This window comes from Paracoccus hibiscisoli, from assembly GCF_005048265.1.
In the GTDB taxonomy this organism is placed as follows: domain Bacteria; phylum Pseudomonadota; class Alphaproteobacteria; order Rhodobacterales; family Rhodobacteraceae; genus Paracoccus; species Paracoccus hibiscisoli.
On sequence record NZ_SUNH01000006.1, the window covers coordinates 13894 to 36719 of the forward strand.

Genomic DNA, 22826 nt, shown 5'->3' on the forward strand with positions numbered 1-22826 from the left:
ATGGGTTTCCGTCTGAAACTGGTCCCCGACCAGACCAATATCGACTTCTTCCGCTGGCAGTTCGTGACCTTCGGCCTGTCCTCGTTCCTGATGCTGGCTTCGGTCGTCGTGCTGTTCGTGAACGGGCTGAACTTTGGCATCGACTTTCGCGGCGGCACCACGATCCGCACGGAATCGTCCCAGTCGGTGGATGTGGCGGCCTATCGCGCGGCCCTGACGGGCCTGGATCTGGGCGACGTGGCCATCACCGAGGTGTTCGACCCCGGTTTCCGCGCCGATCAGAACGTGGCCCAGGTGCGCATCAGCGCCCAGGACGGCACCGAGGCCGTGACGCCCCAGACCATCGCCACCGTCGAGGAGGCACTGCGCCAGATCGACCCCAACATGACCTTCCCCTCGGTGGAATCGGTCGGGCCCAAGGTCTCGGCCGAACTGGTCAAGACCGCGATCTATTCGGTCCTGGCCTCGCTGGCGGCGATCTCGGTCTATATCTGGCTGCGGTTCGAATGGCAGTTCGCGGTGGGCGCGATCGTGTCGCTGTTCCATGACGTGCTGATCACCATGGGCATCTTTGCGCTGTTCCAGATCCGCTTTGATCTGACGACCATCGCGGCGCTGCTGACCATCGTCGGCTATTCGATCAACGACACGGTGGTGGTGTTCGACCGCCTGCGCGAGAACCTGGTCAAGTACAAGACCCGGGCGCTGCGCGAGGTGATGAACCTGTCCGTGAACGAGACCATGTCGCGGACCGTGATGACCTCGGGCACAACGCTCCTGGCGCTGATCGCGCTGCTGGTGCTGGGCGGCGACGTGATCCGGGGCTTTGTCTTCGCGATCACCTTCGGCATCCTGATCGGCACCTATTCGTCGATCTATGTCGCCAAGAACTTTGTCCTGTGGCTGGGCGTGCGCCGTGACTGGGGCCCGTCCGACCCCAAGGACCCCAAGGCGCCGCGCAAGAACGTCTCGCCCTTCGAGGGCGCCGAGGAGGTCTGATGCCGCAGCTGATCCCCACCGATTTCTCGGGCCAGAACGCGGTGGACAGCTATGGCCCCGGCTTCTTCCGCATCGGCGGCAAGGTCAGCCACGGCCCCCAGGTGGTCGAGGGCGACCGCGTCACCCCCTGGGGCGGGCTGTCGGACGACGCGCCCCTGCGCGCTCTGGCGGGCCGCGTGGATGTGCTGTTTCTGGGCATGGGCGAACAGGTCGCCCTTGCCCCCCAGGATCTGATCGCGGCCCTGTCGTTCCTGGGCCTGCGGGTCGAGACGATGACCACGCCCACGGCCGCGCGCACCTATAACGTGACCCTCTCCGAGGGTCGCCGCGTCGCCTGCGCCCTGCTGCCCGTGTGAGCCTGCTCTCCGTCCACGACCTGGCCGTCGCGCGCGGCGGTCTGCGGACGGTCGAGGGCGTGACCTTTGCCCTTGAGGCCGGACAGGCGCTGATCCTGCGCGGCCCGAACGGCCTAGGCAAGACCACGCTGCTGCGCGCCGTCGCGGGCCTTCAGGCCCCCGTCGCGGGCCGGATCGAGATGCGGGAGGATACCGTCGCCTATGCCGCCCATGCCGACGGGTTGAAACCCGCCCTGACCGCGTCCGAGAACCTGGCCTTTTGGGCGCAGGTCTTCGGCGGCGGCGGCATCGATCGGGCACTGGCGGCGATGGATCTGACGGCCTTGGCCCATCGCCCGGCGGCGGCGCTGTCGGCGGGGCAGAAACGCCGTCTGGGGCTGGCGCGGCTGATGGTGACGGCCCGCCCGATCTGGGTGCTGGACGAGCCGACGGTGTCGCTGGACACGGCCTCGGTCGGGCGCTTTGCGCAGATGCTGGCGGGTCACATGGCGCAGGGCGGCGCGGCACTGATCGCCACGCATATCGACCTGGGCCTGCCCCAGGCCCGCGTCCTGGACCTGACCCCCTATCGCGCCCGTCCCGGCACGCGGGCCACACGCCCCTCGGGCTTCAACGAGGCTTTCGCGTGATCGCGCTGCTGCTCCGCGATCTGCGGCTGGCCACGCGGGCGGGCGGGGGCTTTGGCCTGGGCGTCGCGTTCTTTCTGATCCTGTCGGCGCTGGTGCCCTTTGGCGTCGGCCCCGACCGCGCCACGCTGGCCCCGGTCGCGCCGGGCATCCTGTGGGTCGGCGCGCTGCTGGCGTGCCTTTTGTCGCTGGACCGCCTGTTCGCGCTGGACCACGAGGATGGCAGCCTGGACCTGCTGGCCACCGCCCCCCTGCCGCTGGAGGGGACCGTCGCCATCAAGGCGCTGGCGCATTGGATCACCACCGGCCTGCCGCTGGTGCTGGCCGCGCCCCTGTTCGGGGTGCTGCTGCAGCTGCCTGGCCAGGCGATGCCCTGGCTGGTCGTGTCGCTGGCGGTGGGCACGCCGGCGCTGTCGATGCTCGGCGCGTTCGGCGCGGCGCTGACGGTGGGGCTGCGGCGCGGCGGTTTGCTGCTGTCGCTTCTGGTGCTGCCGCTGTACATCCCGACGCTGATCTTTGGCGCCGAGATCACGCGCCGCGGGGCCGAGGGTCAGGCGACCGCCACGCCGCTGCTGTTTCTGGCCGGGATCACGCTTGGCGTGCTGGCGCTGATCCCCTGGGCCGCGGCGGCGGCGCTGCGGGTCAATCTGCGGTGAGAGACGCGCCCGCCCCCTTGAGGGGCCGCGCGAAACGGGGGATAGAGGGCACATGTCGATCTGGAAATACGCGAACCCGGCCCAGTTCATGCGCACGACCGACGGGCTGTTGCCCTGGCTGGTCGGCGCTGCTGCGATCTGCTGCACGGCGGGGGTGGTCTGGGGCTTTCTGACGCCCGACGATTTCCGGCAGGGATCGACGGTCAAGATCGTGTTCCTGCACGTGCCCGCCGCGATGATGGCGATCAACATCTGGGTGATGATGCTGATAGCGTCGCTGATCTGGATCATCCGCCGCCACCATGTCAGCGCGCTTGCCGCCAAGGCCGCCGCCCCCATCGGCGCGGTGATGACGCTGATCGCGCTGGCCACCGGGGCGATCTGGGGCCAGCCGATGTGGGGGACCTGGTGGGAATGGGACCCGCGGCTGACCTCGTTCCTGATCCTGTTCCTGTTCTATGTCGGCTATATCGCGCTGTGGTCGGCGGTCGAGGACCCTGACAGCGCCGCCGACCTGACCGGCGTTCTGTGCCTGGTGGGGTCGGTCTTTGCGCTGTTGTCGCGCTATGCGGTGCTGTTCTGGAACCAGGGCCTGCATCAGGGGGCCAGCCTGTCGGTGCAGTCCGGCGAACGGATGAGCCATGTCTATCGCTATCCGCTGTATCTGGCGATGCTGGGCTTTTTTCTGCTGTTCCTGGCGCTGCTCTTGATCCGCACCCGAACCGAAATCCGCAGGCGCCGTCTGGCCGCCCTGCAAGCGAGAGAGATGCGTGCATGATCGACCTGGGACGATACGCCACGACCGTGCTGATGGCCTATGGCGTCAGCATCGCGCTGATCGTGGGACTGGTCTGGCAGACCGTCGCTGCCAACGCCCGCGCCCGCCGCGCCCTGGAGGAGCATGACCGCCATGGCTAGGATCTCTCCGCTGATGGCGCTGCCGCCGGTGGTCTTTGCCGCGCTGGCGGGGATGTTCCTCTGGGGCATGAACCGCGACGACCCCGGCGCGGTCCCTTCGGCCATGGTGGGCCGCGAGGCGCCGCCCATCCCCGACACCACCCTGCCCGGCAAGACCCCCCTGACCGACGAGATGCTGCGCCAGCCCGGGGTCAAGCTGGTGAATTTCTGGGCCAGCTGGTGCCCCCCCTGCCGGTTGGAGCATCCGACCCTGATGGCGCTGTCCGAACAGCTGCCCGTCTATGGCGTCGATCTGCGCGACATCGACCAGAATGCGCTGGCCTTCCTTGAGGCCGACGGCGATCCCTTCGCGGCCATCGCCACCGATCCGCGCGGCCGCACCGCGATCGATTGGGGCGTGACCGCCCCGCCCGAGACCTTCATCCTGAATGGAGAGGGGCGCGTCCTTTATCGCCATGCCGGGCCGCTGGTCGATGCCGATTACACCCATCGCTTCCTGCCCCAGCTGGAGCGCGCGCTGGAGGCCCAGGACTAGCCGCGCTTGCGTCACGCCCCCTGCCGCGCCATGCTGCCCCGAATGGTATGCACAAGACGGAAGGGATGGCAGATGACACGGACCGGACTGGCACTGGCCTTGCTGATGACAAGCGCGACCTGGGCGGGGGCCCAGCAGGCGACCGACGCGATCGCGCCCGAAGGGGCATCGGGCGATCAGGTGGCGACCGACGGCTTTGGCGATCTGACCGATGCGGCCCGCGCCGGGCTGACCGCCAAGGCCGAGGGTCGCGCCGTCACCGGCAGCGACTGGATGGTCAGCGCGGCCCATCCGCTGGCGGTTCAGGCCGGGGCGCGGGTGCTGGAACAGGGCGGCAGCGCGGCCGACGCGATGGTCGCGGTCCAGACCGTCCTCGGCCTGGTCGAGCCGCAAAGCTCGGGCCTGGGGGGCGGCGCGTTCCTGGTCTGGTACGACGCCGCGACCGGCGCGGTGACCACCTTGGACGGGCGAGAGACCGCCCCCATGGCCGCCACCCCCACCCTGTTCCAGAACGACGCCGGAGAGCCGCTGTCCTTCATGGACGCGGTCGTGGGCGGTCTGTCGGTCGGCACCCCCGGCACGCCCCGCCTGCTGGAGGTCGCGCATCGCAAATGGGGCCGCGCCAATTGGGCGGGGCTGTTCGACGACGCCATCGGCCTGGCCGAGGACGGGTTCACCGTCTCCCCGCGGCTGGCCACCCTGGTCGCGGATGAGGGCGATGCGCTGGCGCGTTTCCCCGACACGACCGCCTATTTCTTTCCCGACGACCAGCCCGTGGCCCAGGGCAGCACCCTGACCAACCCCGCCTATGCCGACACGCTGCGGGCGCTGGCGCGGGACGGGGCCGATGCCTTCTACAGCGGTCCCATCGCGGAACAGATCGTCGCCGCCGTGCGCGGGGCCGAGGGCAATCCGGGCCTGCTGAGCGCCGCCGACCTGGCCGCCTATCGGGTGATCGAACGTCCGGCGGTCTGCGTCGAATACCGCGACCACGATGTCTGCGGGATGGGGCCGCCCTCGTCCGGGGGGCTGACGGTGGGGCAGATCCTGGGCATGCTGGGCGGCTATGACCTGGCCGAAATGGGCGCCGACAGCGCGGAGGCCTGGCGGCTGATCGGGGATGCCTCGCGGCTGGCCTTTGCCGACCGGGGGCGGTTCATGGCCGATGTCGATTTCGTGCCGATGCCGACCGAGGGGCTGGTGGACCCGGCCTATCTGTCCGAACGGGCCGCGCTGCTGGCGGGCGACGACAGCCTGCCCGAGGTCACGGCGGGCCAGCCGGGCTGGAGCCATGCGGCGCTGTGGGGTCAGGACAGCGCGCTGGAGCTGCCCTCGACCACGCATATCTCGATCGTGGACGGCGACGGCAACGCGCTGTCGATGACCACCACCATCGAGAACGGGTTCGGCTCGCGCGTGATGGCGGCAGGCTTCCTGCTGAACAACGAGCTGACCGATTTCAGCTTTGAGACCCATGACGCGGATGGCTGGCCCATCGCCAATGCCATCGCGCCGGGCAAGCGGCCGCGGTCGTCGATGGCGCCGACCATCGTGCTGCGCGACGGCGCGCCCGCGATGGTCATCGGCTCGCCCGGCGGCAGCCGCATCATCGGCTATGTCGCCCGCGCCATCGTCGCGCATCTGGACTGGGGCATGGATATCCAACAGGCCATCGCGGCCCCGAACCTGGTCAACCGCTTTGGCCCGATGGACATCGAGGCGGGCCTGCCCGCCGCCCTGACCGACGGGCTGACCCAGATGGGGTTCGAGTTGAACGAGACCGCGCTGACATCGGGCCTGCAGGGCATCGTGATCACGCCCGACGGGCTGGAGGGCGGCGCCGATCCCCGCCGCGAGGGCATCGCCATCGGCGGCTGATGCGCGGGTTCAGCGCGGAAAGGGCCTGCTGAACCCGCCCGCCCGCGCATGGCCGAACCGCCAGGGCAGGTCCTGCGCCCGGCTGATGCCGATACGCGGGCCGACCAGCAGATCGGCCACCGGGTCGGACAGCACGATCCTCAGGCGCGGCCCGTCCAGGGGCGCGCCGTCATCCTCGGGGCGGACCGCCAGCGCCTGCGTCAGCCGCCCCGGCCCGTTGCACAGCATCGCGCTGCCCCGCCGCGCCTGCATCGCGGCCAGGCCGCGGTCCGGGACCAGCGCGCGGATCAGCACCGCCGCGCCATCCCCCGCCGTCACGTTCAGGCACAGGTGGATCCCGTAGGACCGATAGACATAGGCCCGCGCCGCAGGCCCGAACATGGCCGCATTCCGCGCCGTCGGCCCGCGAAAGCTGTGCGAGGCGGGGTCGTCCTGGGCATAGGCCTCGGTCTCGACGATCAGGCCGCCCGCGTCCTCCACATCCAGCCGCGCCCCGATCAGCCGCCGCGCCAGCGCGACCACGTCAAGGCCCGCGATCGCCTGCGCCAGCCCGGTCATGCGCGGCACGCGGCGTTGGAGGAAGGACGTGTGGGCATGGCGGGCCTTTGGGCTGCTGTGGTTGGGGGCATCGTGCCGCCCGCCCGTCGCACGGGCAACCCCCGGGCGGTCACCGGCCAGCCATTCGCCTGACGCATGGCTGCCGCCCGCTTGGCAAAAGCGGGGGTGCCTGCGGTTTCGTCCCGCGCCCCCCTTCGCTAGGGGATGCGGCCAGACCTGCACAAAGGATTGCCTCATGAACCCCCTGCACCAGATGGCCCAGGCCGACCGCGCGCCCCGTCCGAACCGCCGCCATGTCCTGCTGGGCGGCGCCGCCCTGGGGACCGTGGCCCTGGCCGGTTGCGGGCGCAGCGCGCTGTCGGCCGAGGGGCGCGTGGATGTGGCGATCATCGGCGGCGGCATCATGGGCGCCACCCTGGGCGCGTTGGTGGGCCAGCTGCAGCCCGGCTTTCGCATGGCCATGTTCGAGCGTCTGGACGCCCCCGCGCTGGAAAGCTCGGGCGTGTGGCACAATGCCGGCACCGGCCATTCCGCCCTGTGCGAGCCGAACTATACCCCGATCCGCGACGGGCAGATGGTCATCGACCAGGCCGTGCGCATCAACGAACAGTTCCAGGTCACGCGCCAGTTCCTGGCCTCGATGATCCGCATCGGAGAGATGCGCGAGCCCCGCCGCTTCCTGAATTCCGTCCCGCATATGGGCTTTGGCATGGGGACCGAGGATGTCGCCTTCCAGCAGCAGCGCCACGATCTGCTGACGCAGAACCCGCTATTCGCGGGGATGGAGTATTCGGCCGATGCGGGCCGCATCGCGGAATGGGCCCCCCTGCTGACCCAGGGGCGCGACCCCGGCCAGCCCATCGCCGCGACCTGGCACCCGATGGGCACAGACGCCAATTGGGGCGAGGTAACGCGCCAGCTGGTCGCCTCCTATGCCGCGCAGGAGAACAGCAGCCTGTTCCTGGACACCCAGGTCGAGGATCTGTCGCGCAACGCCGACGGCTCCTGGCGGATCACCTTCCGCAATATCGGCGCCGACAACGCGCCCCGCGCCATCGACGCCACGCATGTGTTCAACGGCGCGGGCGGCGCCGCGCTGCTGCTGCTGCAGAAAAGCGGCATCCCGCAGTCGCGCGACTATGGCGGCTTTCCGGTCGGTGGCTCGTTCCTGGTCCATGAGGACCCCGCGGTGGCCGACCGCCACCTGTCCAAGGCCTATGGCCGCGCGGCGGCGGGCAGCCCGCCCATGTCGGTGCCGCATCTGGACACGCGCTATGTCGACGGGGTGCGCAAGCTGGCCTTCGGGCCCTTCGCGACCTTCTCGACGAATTTCCTGATGCAGGACAGCTTTACCGGCCTGTTCCGGTCGATCAATTCCGCCAACCTGCGTCCGATGATCGATGTGGGCATCGACGATTTCGGCTTGGTGACCTATCTGGCGGGCCAGGTGATGCAGACCCAGAACGCCCGCATCGACCAGGTGCGCGAGTATTTCCCCGACGCCCCGTCCGAGGGCTGGTCGCTGACCCAGGCCGGCCAGCGCGTCCAGATCATCAAGCGCACCGAACAGGGCGGCGGCAGCCTGCAGTTCGGGACCGAGCTGGTCGCCTCGGACGATGGCAGCTTTGTGTCGCTGCTGGGGGCATCGCCGGGGGCCTCGACCGCGCCGTCGATCATGCTGAACGCGCTGCAGACCATGTTCCCGGACCGCTTCGCCTCGGCCGCCTGGCAGTCGCGGGTGCGCGATCTGGTGCCCAGCTTTGGCACCGACCTGGCGCGGGACCCGCGGCGGCTGGCCGATGCCTGGGCCTATTCCAACGAATTGCTGGAGCTGCGCCGCCCCGAGGATCTGCGTCGCGAATTCCTGTAAGGCTTGGCCCGGATGCGGTCCCATACGGTCTTTACTGGTATGGAAGTATGGAATATACACATGTCAATGATGACGGGGACGCCATGATTCCGATCCGCTCTGCGACGACGGCCAGCCAGGTCCATGACTGGCTCTATGGCTGCGTGGTGCGCGGCGACCTGCTGCCCGGCACCCGCCTGTCCGAGACCGAGATCGCGGCCCAGGTCGGCCTGTCGCGCCAGCCCGTGCGCGAGGCCTTCATCCGCCTGGCCGCCGATGGCCTGGCCGAGGTGCGGCCCCAACGCGGCACCTATATCGGGCGCATCTCGATGCGCGCGGTGCTGTCGGCCCGCTTCATCCGCGAAGCGGTCGAGAGCGATCTGGCCCGCGCCGTCGCCGCGACACGCCCCGACCTGTCGGCCATGACGGCCGAACTGGCGGTGCAAGAGCGCGCCGATGCGGCGGGCGACGTGCCCGGCTTTATCGAATCCGACGACCGCCTTCACCGTGCCATGGCCGATGCGGCGGGCCACCCCGCCGTCTGGCAGGACCTGGAGCGGCTGAAGGCCCAGATAAACCGCCTGCGCCACCTGTCGATGCGCGTCTTTGACCGCAGCCAGACCATCGCCCAGCACCGCGCCATCCTGACGGCGCTGCAGGCGGGCGACGGCGCGGCGGCCGACACCGCGATCCGCGCACATCTGCGCCAGATGCTGACCGAGCTGCCGCAGATGGCGGCCGCCCATCCCGATTATTTCACCGACTGAGAGGCCCCAGATGCGACAGACCTGGCGCTGGTTCGGACCAGCCGATCCCGTTTCCATCGACGACATGATGCAGGCGGGGGTGCAAGGCGTCGTGACCGCCCTGCACCACATTCCCACGGGCCAGGTCTGGTCCCCGGACCAGATCCGCGCCCGCCAGGAGGCCATCGCGGTGATGCGCGACGGCGCGCCCTCCGGGCTGGCATGGGAGGTGGTCGAGAGCCTGCCCGTCTCCGAGGCGATCAAGACCCAGACCGGCGACTGGCGCGCCCACATTGATGCCTGGGTCCAGTCGCTGCACAACCTGCATGCGGCGGGGCTGCGGGTGATCTGCTACAACTTCATGCCGGTGCTGGACTGGACGCGCACCGACCTGGCCTGGCGGCGCCCGAACGGCGCGCGCTGCATGCGCTTCGACCTGACCGATTTCGCGGCCTTCGACATCCATATCCTGGAACGCCCCGCTGCGGCCGAGGATTTCCCCGAAGCCCTGCGCGACGCCGCCGCCCGCCGCTTTGCGGAGATGTCCGACGACCGCCGCGCGGAGCTGGCCAAGAACGTCGTCTTTGGCCTGCCCGGTGCCGCCGATCATCTGAGCATGGAGGGCGTGCGCGCCCTGCTGGACAGCTATGCGCCCGTGACCGACGCAGTGCTGCGCCGCCATTTCCACGACTTCCTGGAACAGGTGGCCCCGGTCGCGCAGGATCTGGGGATGCGGCTGTGCTGTCACCCCGACGATCCGCCCTTTCCGCTGCTGGGCCTGCCCCGCGTGATGTCGACCGAGGCCGATTATGCCGAACGCATGGCTGCGGTCGATCTGCCGGCGAACGGGATCACGCTGTGTTCAGGCTCTTTGGGGGCGCGGCCGGACAACGATCTGCCGGGCATGATGCGCCGCCTTGGCGACCGGGTGCATTTCCTGCACCTGCGCAACGTGCACCGCGACGGCGACACCATCCCCGACAGCTTTTTTGAGGACGAGCATCTGGGCGGCCAGACCGACATGGTGGACCTGATCGACGCCATCCTGGACGAGGAGGCCCGCCGCCGCGCAGCGGGCCGCACAGATGCCGTCATCCCCATGCGTCCTGACCACGGCCAGGACATCCTGGACGATATCGGGCGCGGCGGTCAGCCGGGCTATCCGGCCATCGGCCGCCTGAAGGGCCTGGCCGAGCTGCGCGGGGTCGAGGCCGCCCTGTCGCGAAAGCCCCGCCCATGACCCGCATCCTGTGCATCGGCGAGGCGATGGTCGAGATGTCGCAAGCGCCCCAGCCTGATCTGTGGCGCATGGGCATCGCGGGCGACACGCTGAACACCGCCTGGTATCTGCGCCGCCTGATGGGCACTGATGTGCAGGTCGGCTATCTGACCCGCATCGGCATGGGCGATTTCTCGGGGCGCGCGCTGGATTTCATGGCGGCCGAGGGGATCGACACCACCCATGTCACCCGCGATCCGACCCGCGAGATCGGCCTCTACGCGATCAGCCTGGCGAACGGAGAGCGCAGCTTTTCCTACTGGCGCGACAGCTCCGCCGCACGGCGGCTGGCGGACGATCCGGCGGCGCTGGCCGATGCGCTGGCGGGATGCACGCTGGCCTATCTGTCGGGCATCACGCTGGCGATCCTGCCCCTCGACGGGCGGCTGCGCCTGATGCAGGCGCTGGCCCAGGCCCGCGCGCGCGGCACGCTGGTGGTGTTCGACCCCAACCTGCGACCGCGCCTGTGGGCCGATGCCGACATGATGCGCGCCACGATCCAGCAGGCGGCGGCGCAATCCGACCTGCTCCTGCCCAGCTTTGATGACGAAGCCACCCATTTCGGCGATGCCGATCCGGCCGCCACGCTGGCCCGCTATCTGGCCTTGGGGGCGGGGCATGTGGTGGTCAAGAATGGCGGCGGGCCGATCTGCTGGGACGGTGCCCACGGCGCGGGCGCCATCGACGATCTGCGCCCCGAGACGCCGGTCGACACCACCGCCGCGGGCGACAGCTTCAACGCGGGCTATCTGGCGGCCTGGCTGGCGCGGCCCGACTGTGACGCGGCGGTGCGTGCGGGCCATGCGCTCAGCCGGCAGGTGATCCGCCATCCGGGCGCGCTGGTGCGCGCGGCCGTGCCCCCCGCGTGATGCGGGACGATCCGCGGGGGCAGCCCCCGCGGATCACAGCGCGGCGACCGTGTCCCGCGCCCCCCGTTCGACCAGCATGTGCAGCGTCCGCGACAGGTCGCGCACAAAGCCCGCATCGGCGCGCAGCGCCTGCGGAAACACCTGCTCCAGCGCCAGGAAGCCCTGGACGGTGCGCGCCGCATCCTCGTCCCACAGCCCCGCCAGCGTGGGCGCCAGCGGGTCGCGGACATCGATCGGCCCGTCCGCCTCGTCCCGCCCCGAGGCATAGCGCATCCAGGCCGCGACGGCCAAGGTCAGGCCCGGCACCGGCCGTCCCGCCGCGCGCCCTTCGACGATGGTGCCCAGGATGCGCTGCGGCAGCTTCTGGCTGCCATCCATGGCGATCTGCCAGGTCCGGTGCCGGATCGCCGGGTTGGCAAAGCGCGCCGCCAGCGCATCGGCATAGGCGCCCAGATCGACCCCGGGGGGCGGGGTCAGCGCGGGGATGATCTCATCCTGCCACAACCGCGTCAGCAGACCGGCAAAGGCCGGGTCGGCCACCGTGTCGGCGATGGTCTGGTGCCCGGCCAGATAGCCCAGATAGGCCAGGGCAGAGTGGGTGCCGTTCAGCATGCGCAGCTTCATATGCTCGAACGGGGTGACGTCGGTCACCATCTGCACGCCCACGGCGCCCAGATCAGGGCGGTCACCGCCGACAAAGCGGTCCTCGACCACCCATTGCCGAAAGGGCTCGTGCATGACCGGGGCCTCGTCGCGCTGACCGGTCAGGGCCTCCAGCCGGTCCAGATCGGCGGGGGTGGTGGCGGGCACGATCCGGTCCACCATGGTCGCGGGAAAGGCGCCATGCGCGGCGATCCAGTCGGCCAGCTCCGGGTCGATCAGGCGCGCCAGGTCCAGCACGACGCCCCGCACGACGCGGCCATTCTCGGGCAGGTTGTCGCAGCACAGCACGGTGAAGGGCGGCAACCCCCGGTCTCGGCGCAAGGCCAGTGCGCGCACCAGGAACCCCGGCGCGGATTTTGGCAGCGGGTGGTCCAGATCGTGGCGGATATCGGGGTGGTCCGCGTTCAGGCGGCCCGTGGACGGCTCATGGCAATAGCCCTTTTCGGTCACGGTCAGGCTGACGATGCGCACCGTCGGCGCGGCCATCGCGTTCAGCACCGCCTGCGGATCCTCGGGGGCGACCAGCACATCGCGCAGGACGGTCACGACCTGCGGGGTTTCTCCCTCCGGTCCCAGCTCCAGCGCGGTATAGGCCCAGCCCTGCGGGGCCAGCCGGTCGCGCGTGCCGGGCGATTGCAGCGAGACGCCGATGATGCCCCAATCGCCGCCCGACCGGGCCATGGCCTCGGCCACATAGACCGCGCCATGCGCGCGAAAGAACGCGCCCAGGCCCAGATGGACGATGCCCGCGGGGGCGGTGGACGGGGTGCGGTGCAACCTATCGGGCAAGCCAGCCTCCATCGACGTTGAGGATCGCGCCGTTGACGTAATCCGATGCCGGGGCGGCCAGAAAGACGGCGGTCTGGGCGATGTCCTCGGGGCGGCCCCACCGGCCTGCGGGGATGCGCTCCAGGATCGCGCGGCTGCGGTCGGGGTCGGCGCGCAGCGCCTCGGTATTGGCGGTCTCGATATAGCCCGGGGCGATGGCGTTGACGTTCAGGCCTCGGCCCGCCCATTCGTTGGCCATCAGCTTGGTCAGCCCGGCCACGCCATGTTTCGACGCGGTATAGGACGGCACCCGAATGCCGCCCTGGAACGACAGCAGCGAGGCGATGTTGACGATCTTGCCCCGGCCCCGTGGCAGGGCGGCGCGCGCGAAGGCCTGGCAGGTGAAGAACAGCGCCTTGGCGTTCACGTCCATCACCGCGTCCCAATCGGCCTCGGTGAAATCCACCGCATCGTCGCGGCGGATGATGCCCGCGTTGTTCACCAGGATGTCAATCGGCTGCTCCGCGAACACGTCGCGCGCCGCCATCGGGTCGGCGAAATCCAGGGTCAGCGACCGCCCCGCCTTGTCAGACACTTGCCCCATCAGCGCCACCGTCTGATCGCAATCGCGGCGGCCCGATGCGATGACATCCGCCCCAGCCTGCGCCAGGGCGACCGCGATGGCCTGGCCGATCCCGGTATTGGCGCCGGTGACCAGCGCGGTGCGACCTGCAAGGGAAAAGGCGCTCACCGCAGGTCCTCCGGCTGGATGAAGTCCATGTCGGTGTAATCGACATTGTCCCCCGCCATCGCCCAGATGAAGGTGTATTCGCCAATGCCCGCGCCCGAATGGATCGACCAGGGCGGCGACAGAACGGCCTGTTCGTTGGCCACGAACAGGTGGCGCGTCTCCTGCGGTTCGCCCATCAGATGCAGGACGCGCGATTCCGGCGCCATGCCGTGATACAGATACGCCTCCATCCGGCGGTCGTGGACGTGGCTGGGGATGGTGTTCCAGACCGAGCCCTCCTGCAGCGACGTGTAGCCCAGCACCAGCTGACAGCTTTCCATGACCAGCGGGTGGATGAACTGCTTGATGACGCGTTTGTTGGAGGTTGCGGTCGCGCCCATCTCGACCTTCTTGGCCTGATCGACGGTGATCAGACGATGCGGCAGCGCGCGATGCGCGGGCGCCGACGTGATGTAGAACCGCCCCCCGCCCGAAAACGTCACCGCCCCCGCGCCCATGCCCAGATACAGCACGTCGCCATTGGCCATGTCCCAGCCCTGGCCCGCGGCCTCGACCCGGCCCGCGTCGCCGATATTGACGATGCCCATCTCGCGGCGGTCCAGAAAGCTTGGGGTCTTGGTTTCGGCGATCTGGTCCAGAACCAGCGATCCGCCGGCAGGCACCGCGCCGCCGACCACAAAGCGATCGTAATGGGTATAGACCAGCCGGACTTCACCGTCGGCGAACAGCCCCTCGGCCAGGAAATGCTGGCGCAGTTGCGCGGTGTCCATGCCGCGGGCGTGCTGTGGGTGGATCGCGTGGCGGGTCTCGACATGTGTCATGGGATGGTCCTTTTCACAGAAAATCGTCGCGGCGGGGGGTGAAGCTGTCGATCAGCACGCCCTCCTCCAGACAGAGGCAGCCGTGGACGGCGCCCGACGGGATGATGAAGGCATCACCCGGCCCGACCTCGAAGTCGCGGTCGTCGATGGTGAAGCGATAGCGCCCCGATTGCACATAGGTCGATTGCACATGCGGATGGCTGTGCAGCGCGCCCCGGTCGCCCGCGCCAAAGGCAAAGCGGACCACCATCAGGTCGGGCGCATGCGCCAGCACGGTGCGGACGGGATCGGTCATGATGGGCCTTTCAACGGAACAGCGAGGGCAGCCACAGCGACAGGCCGGGGATGTAGGTGACCAGCATCAGCGTGGCGAAGGCCGCGCCATAGAAGGGCCAGATCGTGCGCATCGCCTGCCAGATGCTGATGCGCCCGACCGCGCAGCCGACGAACAGCACCGCGCCCACGGGCGGCGTGCACAGCCCGATCCCCAGGTTCAGGATCAGGATGACCCCGAAATGCACCGGATCGACGCCGAATGCCGTGGCCACGGGCAGGAAGATCGGCGTGGTGATGACGATCAGCGGCGACATGTCCATGAACGTGCCCAGGATCAGCAGGATGATGTTCATCAGCAGCAGGATCACGATGGGGTTGTTCGACACGCTCTGCAGCAGTTCGACCAGTTGCGTGGGCACGCGCAGATAGGCCAGCAGCCAGCCGAAACAGGCCGCGCAGCCGATGACCAGCAGCACCATCGCGGTGGTGCGCACGGCGCCCTTGGTCGCCTCGACGAATTCGGACCAGGGCAGGCTGCGATAGACCAGCGTGGTGATCAGCAGCGCATAGACCACCGCCACGTTCGACGATTCCGAGGCCGTGAACAGCCCCGACCGCACGCCGCCGAAGATGATGGCGATCAGGATCAGGCCGGGGGCTGCGGCCACCAGCAGCGTGCCCAGCATGCGCAAGCCGGGGAACGGCTCGGTCGGATAGCCCTTCTTGCGGGCCACCCACCAGGCGGCGACCATCAGCAGGAAGGCCAGCAGCAGGCCGGGCACGATTCCGGCGGTGAACAGGTCCGCGATGGACAGCCGGCCCCCTGCGGCGATGGAATAGATGATCATGTTGTGGCTGGGCGGCACCATCAGCGCGATGATCGAGCTGACCACCGTGATGTTGACGGCGTAATCGACGTCATAGCCGCGCTCTTTCATCTGGGGGACCATCAGGCCGCCCACCGCGCTGGCATCCGCCGCAGCTGATCCCGACACGCCGCCGAACATCAGGCTGGCCACGATGTTTACCTGACCCAGGCCGCCGCGCACATGGCCGATCATCGCCCCCGCCAACGCGACCAGCCGCCGGGCGATGTCGCCCCGCACCATCAGGTCGCCCGCAAAGATGAAGAACGGAATCGCCATCAGCGCAAAGACAGAGATACCGCTGTTCAGGCGCTGAAACACCACCACCGGCGGCAGGCCCATATAAAGGACCGTCAGAAAGCTGGCCACGCCCAGGCAGAAGGCCACCGGCGTTCCGATCAGCAGCAGCGTGACGAAGCTGCCGAACAAGATCCACAATTCCATGCGTCTAGTCCCCGTTGCGCGGACGGGGCGCGGCGCCGTCCAGGACATCGCGCGCCGGAACCGGCCCCGGCACGCCGTCGCGCGCCCCGTCGGCGGCATCGTCCATGTCGCCAAAGCGCATCGTCTTGAGGCCCGCCGCGCGGCGCAGGATGCGCTCGGCCGAGAACAGCATCAGCAGGATGCCGCCCCCGATCAGCGGCGCGAAATCCCACAGCCGCGAGATGCCCAGGCCCGGCACCACCCCGGTAGAGGCGCGCGCCGCCAGCTGCCAGCCGAACCACGCCATGCCGAACCCGAAACCCGTCACGACCACGTCCGACAGGGTGTGAAACCACGGCCGCCAGCTTTCCGGGACGACCATCAGGCCCACGTCGAAGGACAGGTGATACCCCTCCTTGACGCCGACGGCGGCGCCCAGAAAGATGAACCATCCCATCAGCATGACCGCAGCCGGTTCCGCCCAGAACAGGCTGGAGCCGATGACATAGCGGTAAAAGACCTGCGCAAAGACAAAGGCGGTCATCAGGACCAGCCCCGTCCCCGCCAGCCACAGCGCCGCCTGCGCCACGGCGCCGGTCAGGGTGGCAAATCGGATCAAGCCTTCGCGCATCGCGCGTTCCCCCAAAAGAAAAGGCCGCCCGCAGGGATTGCGGGCGGCCGTGTCGGTCACTGGGTCGCGCGGATGCGCTCGACCAGGTCCTGCGCCTCGGGGCTGGTCGCGTATTTCTCGTAGACCGGGCCCATCGCGTCGATGAAGGGCTGCTTGTCGATGTCGCGCACGATCTCGGCGCCCGCGGCGATGACGCTTTCCTCGGAGGCGGCCTCGGCCTCGGCCCAGAGCTGGCGCTGCGTGGTAGAGGAATTGCGCGCGGCCTCGCGGATCACGGTCTGGTCCTCGGGGGACAGCGCGTCCCAGCTGGTCTTGGACATGGCGACCAGTTCCGGCACCATCAGATGCTCGTCCAGGGTGAAGTATTTCGCGACCTCGGCATGACCCGAGCTGTCATAGCTGGGATAGTTGTTCTCGGCCCCGTCGATGACGCCGGTCTGGATGGCCGAATAGACCTCTCCATAGGGCATCGGCGTCGCGGTCGCGCCAAGCGCGTCCATCATGTCCACGAACACGTCGTTCTGGATGACGCGGATCTTGAGGCCGGCCAGATCCTCGATCGACGTGATCGGGCGCTGAGAGTTGTAGAAGCTGCGCGCACCGCCGTCGTAATAGGCCAGCACGACCAGGTCGCGCTCCTCGAAGGCGGCGCCGATCTCCTCGCCGATGGGGCCGTCCATGACCGCGTGCATGTGGTCCACGTTGCGGAACAAATAGGGCAGAGAGAACGTCTGCGTCACCGGCACGATGTCGTTGAACGTGCCGAAGGATGCGCGGACCATGTCGATCACGCCGAACTGGGTCTGTTCAATCGTGTCACGCTCCTCGCCCAGCTGGGCCGAGGGGAACACCTCGATGCAGACGCGGCCGTCGGTCTTTTCGCGGACCTCCTCGGCCATGGCCTTGACGCCCTCGACGGTCGGATAGCCATCGGGATGCGTATCCGAGGACCGCAGCGTGACCTCGCAGGCGGCGGCAAAGCTGGCCGAGGCCAGCAGGGCGGCGAACGTGGTTGTCAGGAACTTCATCTTATCCTCCCAGATATGAACGCTCAGAGTTTGTAGGCCCGTTTCGCCAGGCCATGGGTCAGGTCGCGCGCGACCTCGGGCGCCTCGTCTTCCGCAAGGCGTCCCGTGGCGACAAGCGTCGCCAGATAGCTGCAATCCACCCGCCGGGCGACGTCATGACGCGCCGGGATCGAACAGAAGGCGCGGGTGTCGTCGTTGAACCCCACCGTGTTGTAAAAGCCCGCCGTTTCCGTCGTCATCTCGCGAAAACGGCGCATCCCCTCGGGGCTGTCATGGAACCACCAGGCGGGGCCAAGGCGCAGGCAGGGCCAGACGCCCGCCAGCGGCGCCAGTTCGCGGGCATAGGCCGTCTCGTCCAGGGTAAACAGGATCACCGTCAGGCGCGGGTCCATGCCCACCGCGTTCAGCAGCGGGCGCAGGGCCGCGACGTAATCGGTGCGGCCCGGAATATCGAAGCCCTTGTCGCGCCCGAACATGGCCAGCACATCGTCGGAATGGTTGCGCCGCGATCCGGGGTGGATCTGCATGACCAGCCCGTCCTCCAGGCTCATCCGCGCCATCTCGGTCAGCATGTGGCCGCGGAATGCGTCGGCCTCATCGGCGGTGCACTGGCCGCGCAGAGCCTTTGCGAATAGGGCCGCCGCCTCGGCCTGCGGCAGATCCTCGGTCCGGGCGCTGGCATGGCCATGGTCGCTGGAGGTCGCGCCGTGCTGGATGAAGAACGCCCGCCGCGCCCGGTGCGCATCCAGATAGCCCGCCCAGGTCGTCGTATCGAACCCCGTCTGCTGGCCCATCAGGGCGACGTTGTCGGCGAAACCCGACATCTCGGGGTCGATCACGCCGTCGGGGCGATAGGCGGTGATGACCCTGCCCCGCCAGCCGCTGTCGGCGATCATCCTGTGCCAGCGCAGATCGTCGGTGGCGGCCTCGGTCGTGGCGATGGCCTCAATGTTGAACCGCTCGAACAGCGCGCGGGGGCGGAAGTCGGGCCGGGCCAGGCAGTCGGCAATGTGGTCGTAATACCAGTCGGCCGTGGCCTCCGACAGGCGGCGGTCGATGCCGAAGACATGCTGGAACGAATGATCCAGCCACAGCCGCGACGGCGTGCCCCGCAGCAGATGATAATGGCGCGCGAACAGCCGCCAGATGGTGCGCCCGTCCGTTTCGGTCGGGCCGCCATCGACGCGCGGCACGCCCAGATCGCTCAGCGCGACCCCCTGAGAGCACAGCATCCGAAAGACGTAATGGTCGGGCGTTACGAACAGCTGCGCGGGGTCGGGAAAAGGCTGATCCTCGGCGAACCAGCGCGGATCGGTATGGCCATGCGGGGACAGGATCGGCAGGTCGCGCACGCCGTCATACAACGCGCGGGCCAGATCGCGGCTGCGCGGGTCGGTGGGGAACAGCCGGTCTTCGTCCAGCAAGGCCATGCGATCCTCCTCCGACTCACTTGCCATGTTGCTAGTCGTCTAATATGCTAGTTTACAGGATGCGTCAACAAAGGTGCGGACATGCCTGTGCTGGAACCCGACAGCCTGCCCCCGATGGAGGATCTGCGCCCGCGTTCGGTCACCGACCAGATCTTCGAGGCGCTGTATGCGCGGGTGGTGAACCTGACCCTGCCCCCCGGCGCCAAGCTATCCGAGGCCGAGGTGGCGGCCCAGATGGGTGTGTCGCGCCAGCCGGTGCGGGACGCGTTCTATCGACTGTCGCAGCTGGGCTTCATCCAGATCCGCCCGCAGCGGGCGACCACCGTGACGCCCATCTCGACCGAGGCGGTCATGCAGGCCTATTTCGTGCGCAGCGCGCTGGAGGAGGCCACGATGCGCGAGGCGGCCCTGCGCCTGCAGCCCGCCAATTGGGACAGCCTGGACCGCCTGATCGAGCTGCAGGAGGCCGCCAGCCACGCAGACCGCCGCGCCGATTTCCACGCGCTGGACGACCAGTTCCACCGCGACATCTGCGCCGCCGCGGGCAAGGAGTTCGTCTGGAACCTGGTCCGCGACAACAAGGGGCATATGGACCGGGCGCGGTTCCTGTCGCTGTCCTATGGCAGCTCGACCGCCTGGATCGAGCATCGCACCATCCTGGCAGCCCTGCGTGCCCGCGACCCGGACGCCGCCGCCGCCGCCGTGCGCGACCATCTCAGCCATATCGAACATATCCTAGACCGGCTGCGAATCGACCGGCCCGGCATCCTGGGCTGACCCCTCGCCGCGACTGAATCCGCCGCGCCGTATCGCGGCGATTCGCCTTGCGCCATGCGCAGCTTTTATCTGGTGGACCTAGGGTCAGGCGACTCGCTGATTACAGTGCAGGAAAAGCTTGCATAGGATGCAGGCACACGTTTAACGCGCTTATGTGAAACGATCAGTTTATTTACTGGTTGCCTCTTTGCCGCGCGAAGCACGGAAACGCCAAAGATAAACCCACGTTTTTTCCTGACAATTTTCATAACCAGTGCACAAATCATCCCGTAAGGAACGACTGACCGCCGCTCAGATGTATACCGACTTAAAAAGTGAACTGTTCTGTACATACAAATAAAAAGCAGACTTAATTACTTAGCTCATGTTGACAAAAGGCGAACCCGGAGGCGGATAGACGTGATGTCGATGAAGCCAAGGAAGCCCCCACTATACCGCAGACGAATTCCGGCAATGGGCGCTGAACTACGCGCGCTCCTACTATGACGTCACCGCGTGGATGGATGAGCTGCGCCGCCACGACCTGCTGATCGGGCCGCGCTTTCACGGCGCCCAGCTGGCCATCCAGGCCGAGCGCATGGCCTGCACCGTGACCATCGACACCCGGACCGAAGAGATGTGCCGCGAGACCGGCGTCCCCTCCTGCGGGCGGCGGACCTGACCTTCCCGCTGACGCGCACCACGCTGAAGGAGGCGATCAAGTTCGACGGGGCGACCTATGACAGCCACCGCGCCGGCAAGGCGGCCCGCTATGTGGCCTTCCTGCAGGCCGCGGGGCTCAAGCCCAAGCCGTATCTGGCCACCCTGGCGGCGGGCCACACGCCCGAGCCCGCCCCGGCGGCGCCCGAGCCGGTTCCCGCAACCGCATGACCCGATGCGGCGCCCCCGGCGGGCGCCGCATCCCTCCCGACATCGAAAAGGCGGACCGGCATGCAGCCCCTCAGGACCATCGCAATCGGCGGATCGAACACGGTGATGAAGCCCGGCTGGCTGACCGCCCTGCCCGGGGCGCTGGCCGCGCATGGCATCGCGATGGATCTGCAGGCCAACCTGGCCGTCGGCAACACCACGATCCAGATGGGCCTGATGAAGCTGCTGGAGAATCCCGACCTGCTGGCGGGGGCGGATCTGCTGATCATCGAATACACGCTGAACGACACGACCGTATTCGCGCGCAGCGTCGCCACGTTCAAGGCCTGGACCCGGTCGTTCGAGGGGGCGATCCGCATCGCCCGGCAGGCCAATCCCGATATCATCGTGCTGCCGGTCATCCTGGCGGCACGGGCGGGACAGCACCGCAATTCGATCAACGTGCTGCATGGCGGCGTCCATTACCTGGCGCATCACTATGACCTGCCGCTGGCGGATGTGAACATGGCGCTGGTGCAACGGTTCGGCCGGGACGTCCACGATATGCCGGGCGTCTATGGCGACGCCGCGCATTACCAGCGCCCCGTGCTGATGACGCTCTGCGCCGAGATTGTCGCCGACCGCCTGGCCGCCTGGCTGGCCGCCCGCACCCCGCGCCGCCCCCTGCCCGACCCGGTCGACCCGCAGAACCATCAGGCCGCGTCGGTCCTGCGCCCGCAGCCCGCCGCAACGTCGCAGATCATGAGTTTTCGCAACCACCTCTATTCCGAACAGGCCGTCGATCTGGGCCGCGCGACCCTGCACCTGGAGATCGAGGGCGGCACGCTGCTGGCCGCGCGCTATGTCTGCACGCCCGACATCGCGCGCTGCTATCTGGGCATCGACGACGACTGGTTCGAACTGAGCACGCTTCAACCCGGCATGGTGCAGCCGAAATACCGGTTCCTGGTGTCGATGCTGACCGCCCCCGTCCAGCCCCCGGAGGCAGGCGTGCGCCGCTATGCGCTGACCGGCATACGACCCGAGGCGACGCCCGTGATCCTGCGGCAGACCGGCACGCGGATGCCCGTCCGCCCCGAGGTCACGCTGCCGATTTGCGCGGTGCTGCATACCGGGCGCCTTTGTCGCGCAGGTGCTGCGTCCCGATCCAGGCTGCCGGGTCTGCGGCTTCAAGCAGATCCACTTCCACGAGGACCCGGAGTTCTTTCCCACCCATATGGCCGTGCTGCGCGACAGCTTTCCGCAGGCGCGGTTCCTGTTCCAGACGCGCCGTCACGACGCCGTCGCGCGGTCGGGCTGATGGGCCGATCAGCCGCGCAACCATGTGCTGGCCGATCTGGCGCGCGCCGACGCCCTGTTTCGCGGTTTTGCCGCCGCGCATCCCGTCCGCAGCCGGATCATCGCCTATGAGGGCCTTGCGCACGGCCCGGACTATCTGCGCCACATCTTCGAATTCCTGGGTGAACCCTTCGACCCGGATGCAGTGGCGACGCTTCTGACGCGCCAGCTGGGGCACTAACCGTCACACCCCAATAAAATCGCGGACGAATTCGGTTGCGGGTTTGGCGCGGATGTCGGCGGGTTTGCCGATCTGCTCGATCCGGCCCATGGACATGACGACGACCAGATCGGCCAGCGCCATCGCCTCGTCCTGATCGTGGGTGACGAAGACCGAGGTCAGGCCGGTTTCGTCATGGATGTCGCGCAGGCCCTGGCGCAGTTCCTTTCGGACCTTGGCGTCCAGCGCGCCGAAGGGCTCGTCCAGCAGCAGCATGCGCGGCTCGATGGCCAGCGCGCGGGCCAAGGCCACGCGCTGGCGCTGGCCGCCCGACAGCTGGGTCGGATAGCGGTCGGCGATCTGGGGCAGCTGGATCAGGTCCAGAAGCTTCAGCACCCGTCGGTCGATCTCGGCCTTGTTGGGACGCGTGGCGCGCGGGCGGGCACGCAGGCCATAGGCGATGTTCTCGAACACCGTCATGTGGCGGAACAGGGCATAGCTTTGGAACACGAAGCCCGCGCGACGGTCCTGCACCGACATTCCGGTGGCGTCCTGGCTGTTGAACAGCACCCGCCCCGAGGTCGGGAACTCCAGCCCGCCCAGGATGCGCAGCAGCGTTGTCTTGCCCGAGCCCGACGGCCCCAGCAGCGCGACCAGCGCGCCCGAGGGGATAGGCAGGCTGACCGGGTGCAGCGCGGTGGTGGTGCCGAAATCCTTGGCGATCTCATCGATCTGGATGTGCATGGGGTCCCTCC

At 68.4% G+C, this 22826-nt stretch carries 26 protein-coding genes; 16 read left to right on the forward strand and 10 right to left on the reverse strand.

The genetic code is table 11. The features are described from left to right. From secF to ggt, 8 genes are all read left to right on the forward strand, one after another. Positions 1–999: a protein translocase subunit SecF gene (secF, locus tag FA740_RS04075; protein ID WP_136855509.1), complete on the forward strand. Its 999-nt coding sequence runs from the start codon at positions 1–3 to the stop codon at positions 997–999. Then, on the forward strand, positions 999–1355 hold the full coding sequence (locus FA740_RS04080) for an Mth938-like domain-containing protein (RefSeq protein WP_136855510.1): 357 nt from the start codon (positions 999–1001) through the stop codon (positions 1353–1355). Before secF ends, FA740_RS04080 begins: the two co-directional genes overlap by 1 nt. After that, positions 1352–1984: a heme ABC exporter ATP-binding protein CcmA gene (gene ccmA / locus FA740_RS04085; RefSeq protein ID WP_136855511.1), complete on the forward strand. Its 633-nt coding sequence runs from the start codon at positions 1352–1354 to the stop codon at positions 1982–1984. Before FA740_RS04080 ends, ccmA begins: the two co-directional genes overlap by 4 nt. After that, positions 1981–2637, forward strand: coding sequence for a heme exporter protein CcmB (gene ccmB, locus FA740_RS04090; RefSeq protein WP_136855512.1), 657 nt, complete (start codon positions 1981–1983; stop codon positions 2635–2637). The genes ccmA and ccmB overlap by 4 nt, the downstream gene beginning before the upstream one ends. A 52-nt stretch (positions 2638–2689) precedes the next feature. Further along, entirely contained in the window at positions 2690–3415 is a 726-nt protein-coding gene (gene ccmC / locus FA740_RS04095; protein ID WP_136855513.1) for a heme ABC transporter permease CcmC, read from the forward strand. Further along, on the forward strand, positions 3412–3555 hold the full coding sequence (gene ccmD, locus FA740_RS04100; protein ID WP_136855514.1) for a heme exporter protein CcmD: 144 nt from the start codon (positions 3412–3414) through the stop codon (positions 3553–3555). Before ccmC ends, ccmD begins: the two co-directional genes overlap by 4 nt. After that, positions 3548–4090, forward strand: coding sequence for a DsbE family thiol:disulfide interchange protein (locus FA740_RS04105; RefSeq protein ID WP_246053462.1), 543 nt, complete (start codon positions 3548–3550; stop codon positions 4088–4090). The genes ccmD and FA740_RS04105 overlap by 8 nt, the downstream gene beginning before the upstream one ends. A gap of 72 nt (positions 4091–4162) precedes the next feature. Continuing rightward, positions 4163–5968 carry a gamma-glutamyltransferase gene (gene ggt / locus FA740_RS04110; RefSeq protein WP_136855515.1) on the forward strand — a complete coding sequence of 602 codons (1806 nt, stop codon included), beginning with the start codon at positions 4163–4165 and terminating at the stop codon, positions 5966–5968. Between the two features lie 9 nt (positions 5969–5977). Here the strand turns inward: ggt and FA740_RS04115 are convergent, their stop codons facing one another. Further along, positions 5978–6526 carry a DNA-3-methyladenine glycosylase gene (locus FA740_RS04115; protein ID WP_136855516.1) on the reverse strand — a complete coding sequence of 183 codons (549 nt, stop codon included), beginning with the start codon at positions 6524–6526 and terminating at the stop codon, positions 5978–5980. A 235-nt stretch (positions 6527–6761) separates the two neighbouring features. On the opposite strand from FA740_RS04115, the gene mqo reads away from it, so the two are divergent. The 4 genes from mqo (at position 6762) to FA740_RS04135 (ending at position 11269) form a co-directional block, all read left to right on the forward strand. Beyond that, positions 6762–8396: a malate dehydrogenase (quinone) gene (mqo, locus tag FA740_RS04120; protein WP_169306208.1), complete on the forward strand. Its 1635-nt coding sequence runs from the start codon at positions 6762–6764 to the stop codon at positions 8394–8396. An 83-nt stretch (positions 8397–8479) separates the two neighbouring features. Beyond that, positions 8480–9142 carry a GntR family transcriptional regulator gene (locus FA740_RS04125; protein ID WP_136855694.1) on the forward strand — a complete coding sequence of 221 codons (663 nt, stop codon included), beginning with the start codon at positions 8480–8482 and terminating at the stop codon, positions 9140–9142. Positions 9143–9152: 10 nt separating this feature from the next. Further along, positions 9153–10361 carry a mannonate dehydratase gene (gene uxuA / locus FA740_RS04130; RefSeq protein ID WP_136855518.1) on the forward strand — a complete coding sequence of 403 codons (1209 nt, stop codon included), beginning with the start codon at positions 9153–9155 and terminating at the stop codon, positions 10359–10361. Then, positions 10358–11269, forward strand: coding sequence for a sugar kinase (locus FA740_RS04135; RefSeq protein ID WP_136855519.1), 912 nt, complete (start codon positions 10358–10360; stop codon positions 11267–11269). Before uxuA ends, FA740_RS04135 begins: the two co-directional genes overlap by 4 nt. 33 nt (positions 11270–11302) lie before the next feature. Here FA740_RS04135 and FA740_RS04140 read toward each other — a convergent pair whose 3' ends face one another. From FA740_RS04140 to uxaC, 8 genes are read right to left on the reverse strand one after another with little or no spacing between them, the layout of a single operon-like run. Then, positions 11303–12733, reverse strand: a complete 1431-nt coding sequence (locus tag FA740_RS04140; protein ID WP_136855520.1) for a mannitol dehydrogenase family protein — start codon at positions 12731–12733, stop codon at positions 11303–11305. Continuing rightward, entirely contained in the window at positions 12711–13451 is a 741-nt protein-coding gene (gene kduD, locus FA740_RS04145; RefSeq protein WP_136855521.1) for a 2-dehydro-3-deoxy-D-gluconate 5-dehydrogenase KduD, read from the reverse strand. Before kduD ends, FA740_RS04140 begins: the two co-directional genes overlap by 23 nt. Further along, positions 13448–14272, reverse strand: coding sequence for a 5-dehydro-4-deoxy-D-glucuronate isomerase (gene kduI, locus FA740_RS04150; protein ID WP_136855522.1), 825 nt, complete (start codon positions 14270–14272; stop codon positions 13448–13450). The genes kduD and kduI overlap by 4 nt, the downstream gene beginning before the upstream one ends. 13 nt (positions 14273–14285) lie before the next feature. Next, complete coding sequence (locus FA740_RS04155) at positions 14286–14567, reverse strand: cupin domain-containing protein (protein ID WP_136855523.1); 282 nt, start codon at positions 14565–14567, stop codon at positions 14286–14288. A 10-nt stretch (positions 14568–14577) separates the two neighbouring features. Beyond that, positions 14578–15858, reverse strand: a complete 1281-nt coding sequence (locus tag FA740_RS04160; RefSeq protein ID WP_136855524.1) for a TRAP transporter large permease — start codon at positions 15856–15858, stop codon at positions 14578–14580. A 4-nt stretch (positions 15859–15862) separates the two neighbouring features. Further along, positions 15863–16468, reverse strand: a complete 606-nt coding sequence (locus tag FA740_RS04165; RefSeq protein WP_136855525.1) for a TRAP transporter small permease — start codon at positions 16466–16468, stop codon at positions 15863–15865. A 56-nt stretch (positions 16469–16524) separates the two neighbouring features. Then, the gene (locus FA740_RS04170) at positions 16525–17496 is read right to left on the reverse strand and encodes a TRAP transporter substrate-binding protein (protein WP_136855526.1); all 972 of its coding nucleotides are present in this window, start codon (positions 17494–17496) and stop codon (positions 16525–16527) included. Positions 17497–17519: 23 nt separating this feature from the next. After that, positions 17520–18926 carry a glucuronate isomerase gene (uxaC, locus tag FA740_RS04175; protein WP_136855695.1) on the reverse strand — a complete coding sequence of 469 codons (1407 nt, stop codon included), beginning with the start codon at positions 18924–18926 and terminating at the stop codon, positions 17520–17522. Between the two features lie 81 nt (positions 18927–19007). Between uxaC and FA740_RS04180 the strand changes: the two genes are divergently transcribed. The 4 genes from FA740_RS04180 to FA740_RS04190 all read left to right on the forward strand — a co-directional run bounded on the left by FA740_RS04180 (position 19008) and on the right by FA740_RS04190 (position 21983). Next, on the forward strand, positions 19008–19703 hold the full coding sequence (locus FA740_RS04180; RefSeq protein WP_246053463.1) for a GntR family transcriptional regulator: 696 nt from the start codon (positions 19008–19010) through the stop codon (positions 19701–19703). 499 nt (positions 19704–20202) lie between these two features. Next, positions 20203–20364: a hypothetical protein gene (locus FA740_RS19990; protein ID WP_246053464.1), complete on the forward strand. Its 162-nt coding sequence runs from the start codon at positions 20203–20205 to the stop codon at positions 20362–20364. Continuing rightward, positions 20322–20573, forward strand: coding sequence for a hypothetical protein (locus FA740_RS19995; protein ID WP_246053465.1), 252 nt, complete (start codon positions 20322–20324; stop codon positions 20571–20573). The genes FA740_RS19990 and FA740_RS19995 overlap by 43 nt, the downstream gene beginning before the upstream one ends. A gap of 60 nt (positions 20574–20633) precedes the next feature. Next, entirely contained in the window at positions 20634–21983 is a 1350-nt protein-coding gene (locus tag FA740_RS04190) for an SGNH/GDSL hydrolase family protein (protein WP_136855527.1), read from the forward strand. Between the two features lie 112 nt (positions 21984–22095). Here the strand turns inward: FA740_RS04190 and FA740_RS04195 are convergent, their stop codons facing one another. Continuing rightward, a complete protein-coding gene (locus FA740_RS04195; protein ID WP_136855528.1) occupies positions 22096–22815 on the reverse strand; it encodes a sulfate/molybdate ABC transporter ATP-binding protein in 720 nt (239 codons plus the stop codon). Between the last annotated feature and the right edge of the window lie 11 nt (positions 22816–22826).

Excerpts from the sequence above, each read along its gene's own strand:
- FA740_RS04125 (WP_136855694.1), top strand. The coding sequence starts at position 8,480 with ATGATTCCGATCCGCTCTGCGACGACGGCCAGCCAGGTCCATGACTGG.
- uxuA (WP_136855518.1), top strand. The coding sequence starts at position 9,153 with ATGCGACAGACCTGGCGCTGGTTCGGACCAGCCGATCCCGTTTCCATC.
- FA740_RS04080 (WP_136855510.1), top strand. The coding sequence starts at position 999 with ATGCCGCAGCTGATCCCCACCGATTTCTCGGGCCAGAACGCGGTGGAC.
- FA740_RS04115 (WP_136855516.1), bottom strand. The coding sequence starts at position 6,526 with ATGACCGGGCTGGCGCAGGCGATCGCGGGCCTTGACGTGGTCGCGCTG.
- FA740_RS04165 (WP_136855525.1), bottom strand. The coding sequence starts at position 16,468 with ATGCGCGAAGGCTTGATCCGATTTGCCACCCTGACCGGCGCCGTGGCG.
- ggt (WP_136855515.1), top strand. The coding sequence starts at position 4,163 with ATGACACGGACCGGACTGGCACTGGCCTTGCTGATGACAAGCGCGACC.
- uxaC (WP_136855695.1), bottom strand. The coding sequence starts at position 18,926 with ATGGCCTTGCTGGACGAAGACCGGCTGTTCCCCACCGACCCGCGCAGC.
- ccmD (WP_136855514.1), top strand. The coding sequence starts at position 3,412 with ATGATCGACCTGGGACGATACGCCACGACCGTGCTGATGGCCTATGGC.
- FA740_RS04155 (WP_136855523.1), bottom strand. The coding sequence starts at position 14,567 with ATGACCGATCCCGTCCGCACCGTGCTGGCGCATGCGCCCGACCTGATG.
- FA740_RS04180 (WP_246053463.1), top strand. The coding sequence starts at position 19,008 with ATGCCTGTGCTGGAACCCGACAGCCTGCCCCCGATGGAGGATCTGCGC.
- FA740_RS04160 (WP_136855524.1), bottom strand. The coding sequence starts at position 15,858 with ATGGAATTGTGGATCTTGTTCGGCAGCTTCGTCACGCTGCTGCTGATC.
- FA740_RS04105 (WP_246053462.1), top strand. The coding sequence starts at position 3,548 with ATGGCTAGGATCTCTCCGCTGATGGCGCTGCCGCCGGTGGTCTTTGCC.
- ccmC (WP_136855513.1), top strand. The coding sequence starts at position 2,690 with ATGTCGATCTGGAAATACGCGAACCCGGCCCAGTTCATGCGCACGACC.
- kduI (WP_136855522.1), bottom strand. The coding sequence starts at position 14,272 with ATGACACATGTCGAGACCCGCCACGCGATCCACCCACAGCACGCCCGC.
- mqo (WP_169306208.1), top strand. The coding sequence starts at position 6,762 with ATGAACCCCCTGCACCAGATGGCCCAGGCCGACCGCGCGCCCCGTCCG.
- FA740_RS04135 (WP_136855519.1), top strand. The coding sequence starts at position 10,358 with ATGACCCGCATCCTGTGCATCGGCGAGGCGATGGTCGAGATGTCGCAA.
- FA740_RS19990 (WP_246053464.1), top strand. The coding sequence starts at position 20,203 with ATGGATGAGCTGCGCCGCCACGACCTGCTGATCGGGCCGCGCTTTCAC.
- secF (WP_136855509.1), top strand. The coding sequence starts at position 1 with ATGGGTTTCCGTCTGAAACTGGTCCCCGACCAGACCAATATCGACTTC.
- FA740_RS04140 (WP_136855520.1), bottom strand. The coding sequence starts at position 12,733 with ATGGAGGCTGGCTTGCCCGATAGGTTGCACCGCACCCCGTCCACCGCC.
- FA740_RS04190 (WP_136855527.1), top strand. The coding sequence starts at position 20,634 with ATGCAGCCCCTCAGGACCATCGCAATCGGCGGATCGAACACGGTGATG.
- FA740_RS04195 (WP_136855528.1), bottom strand. The coding sequence starts at position 22,815 with ATGCACATCCAGATCGATGAGATCGCCAAGGATTTCGGCACCACCACC.
- FA740_RS04170 (WP_136855526.1), bottom strand. The coding sequence starts at position 17,496 with ATGAAGTTCCTGACAACCACGTTCGCCGCCCTGCTGGCCTCGGCCAGC.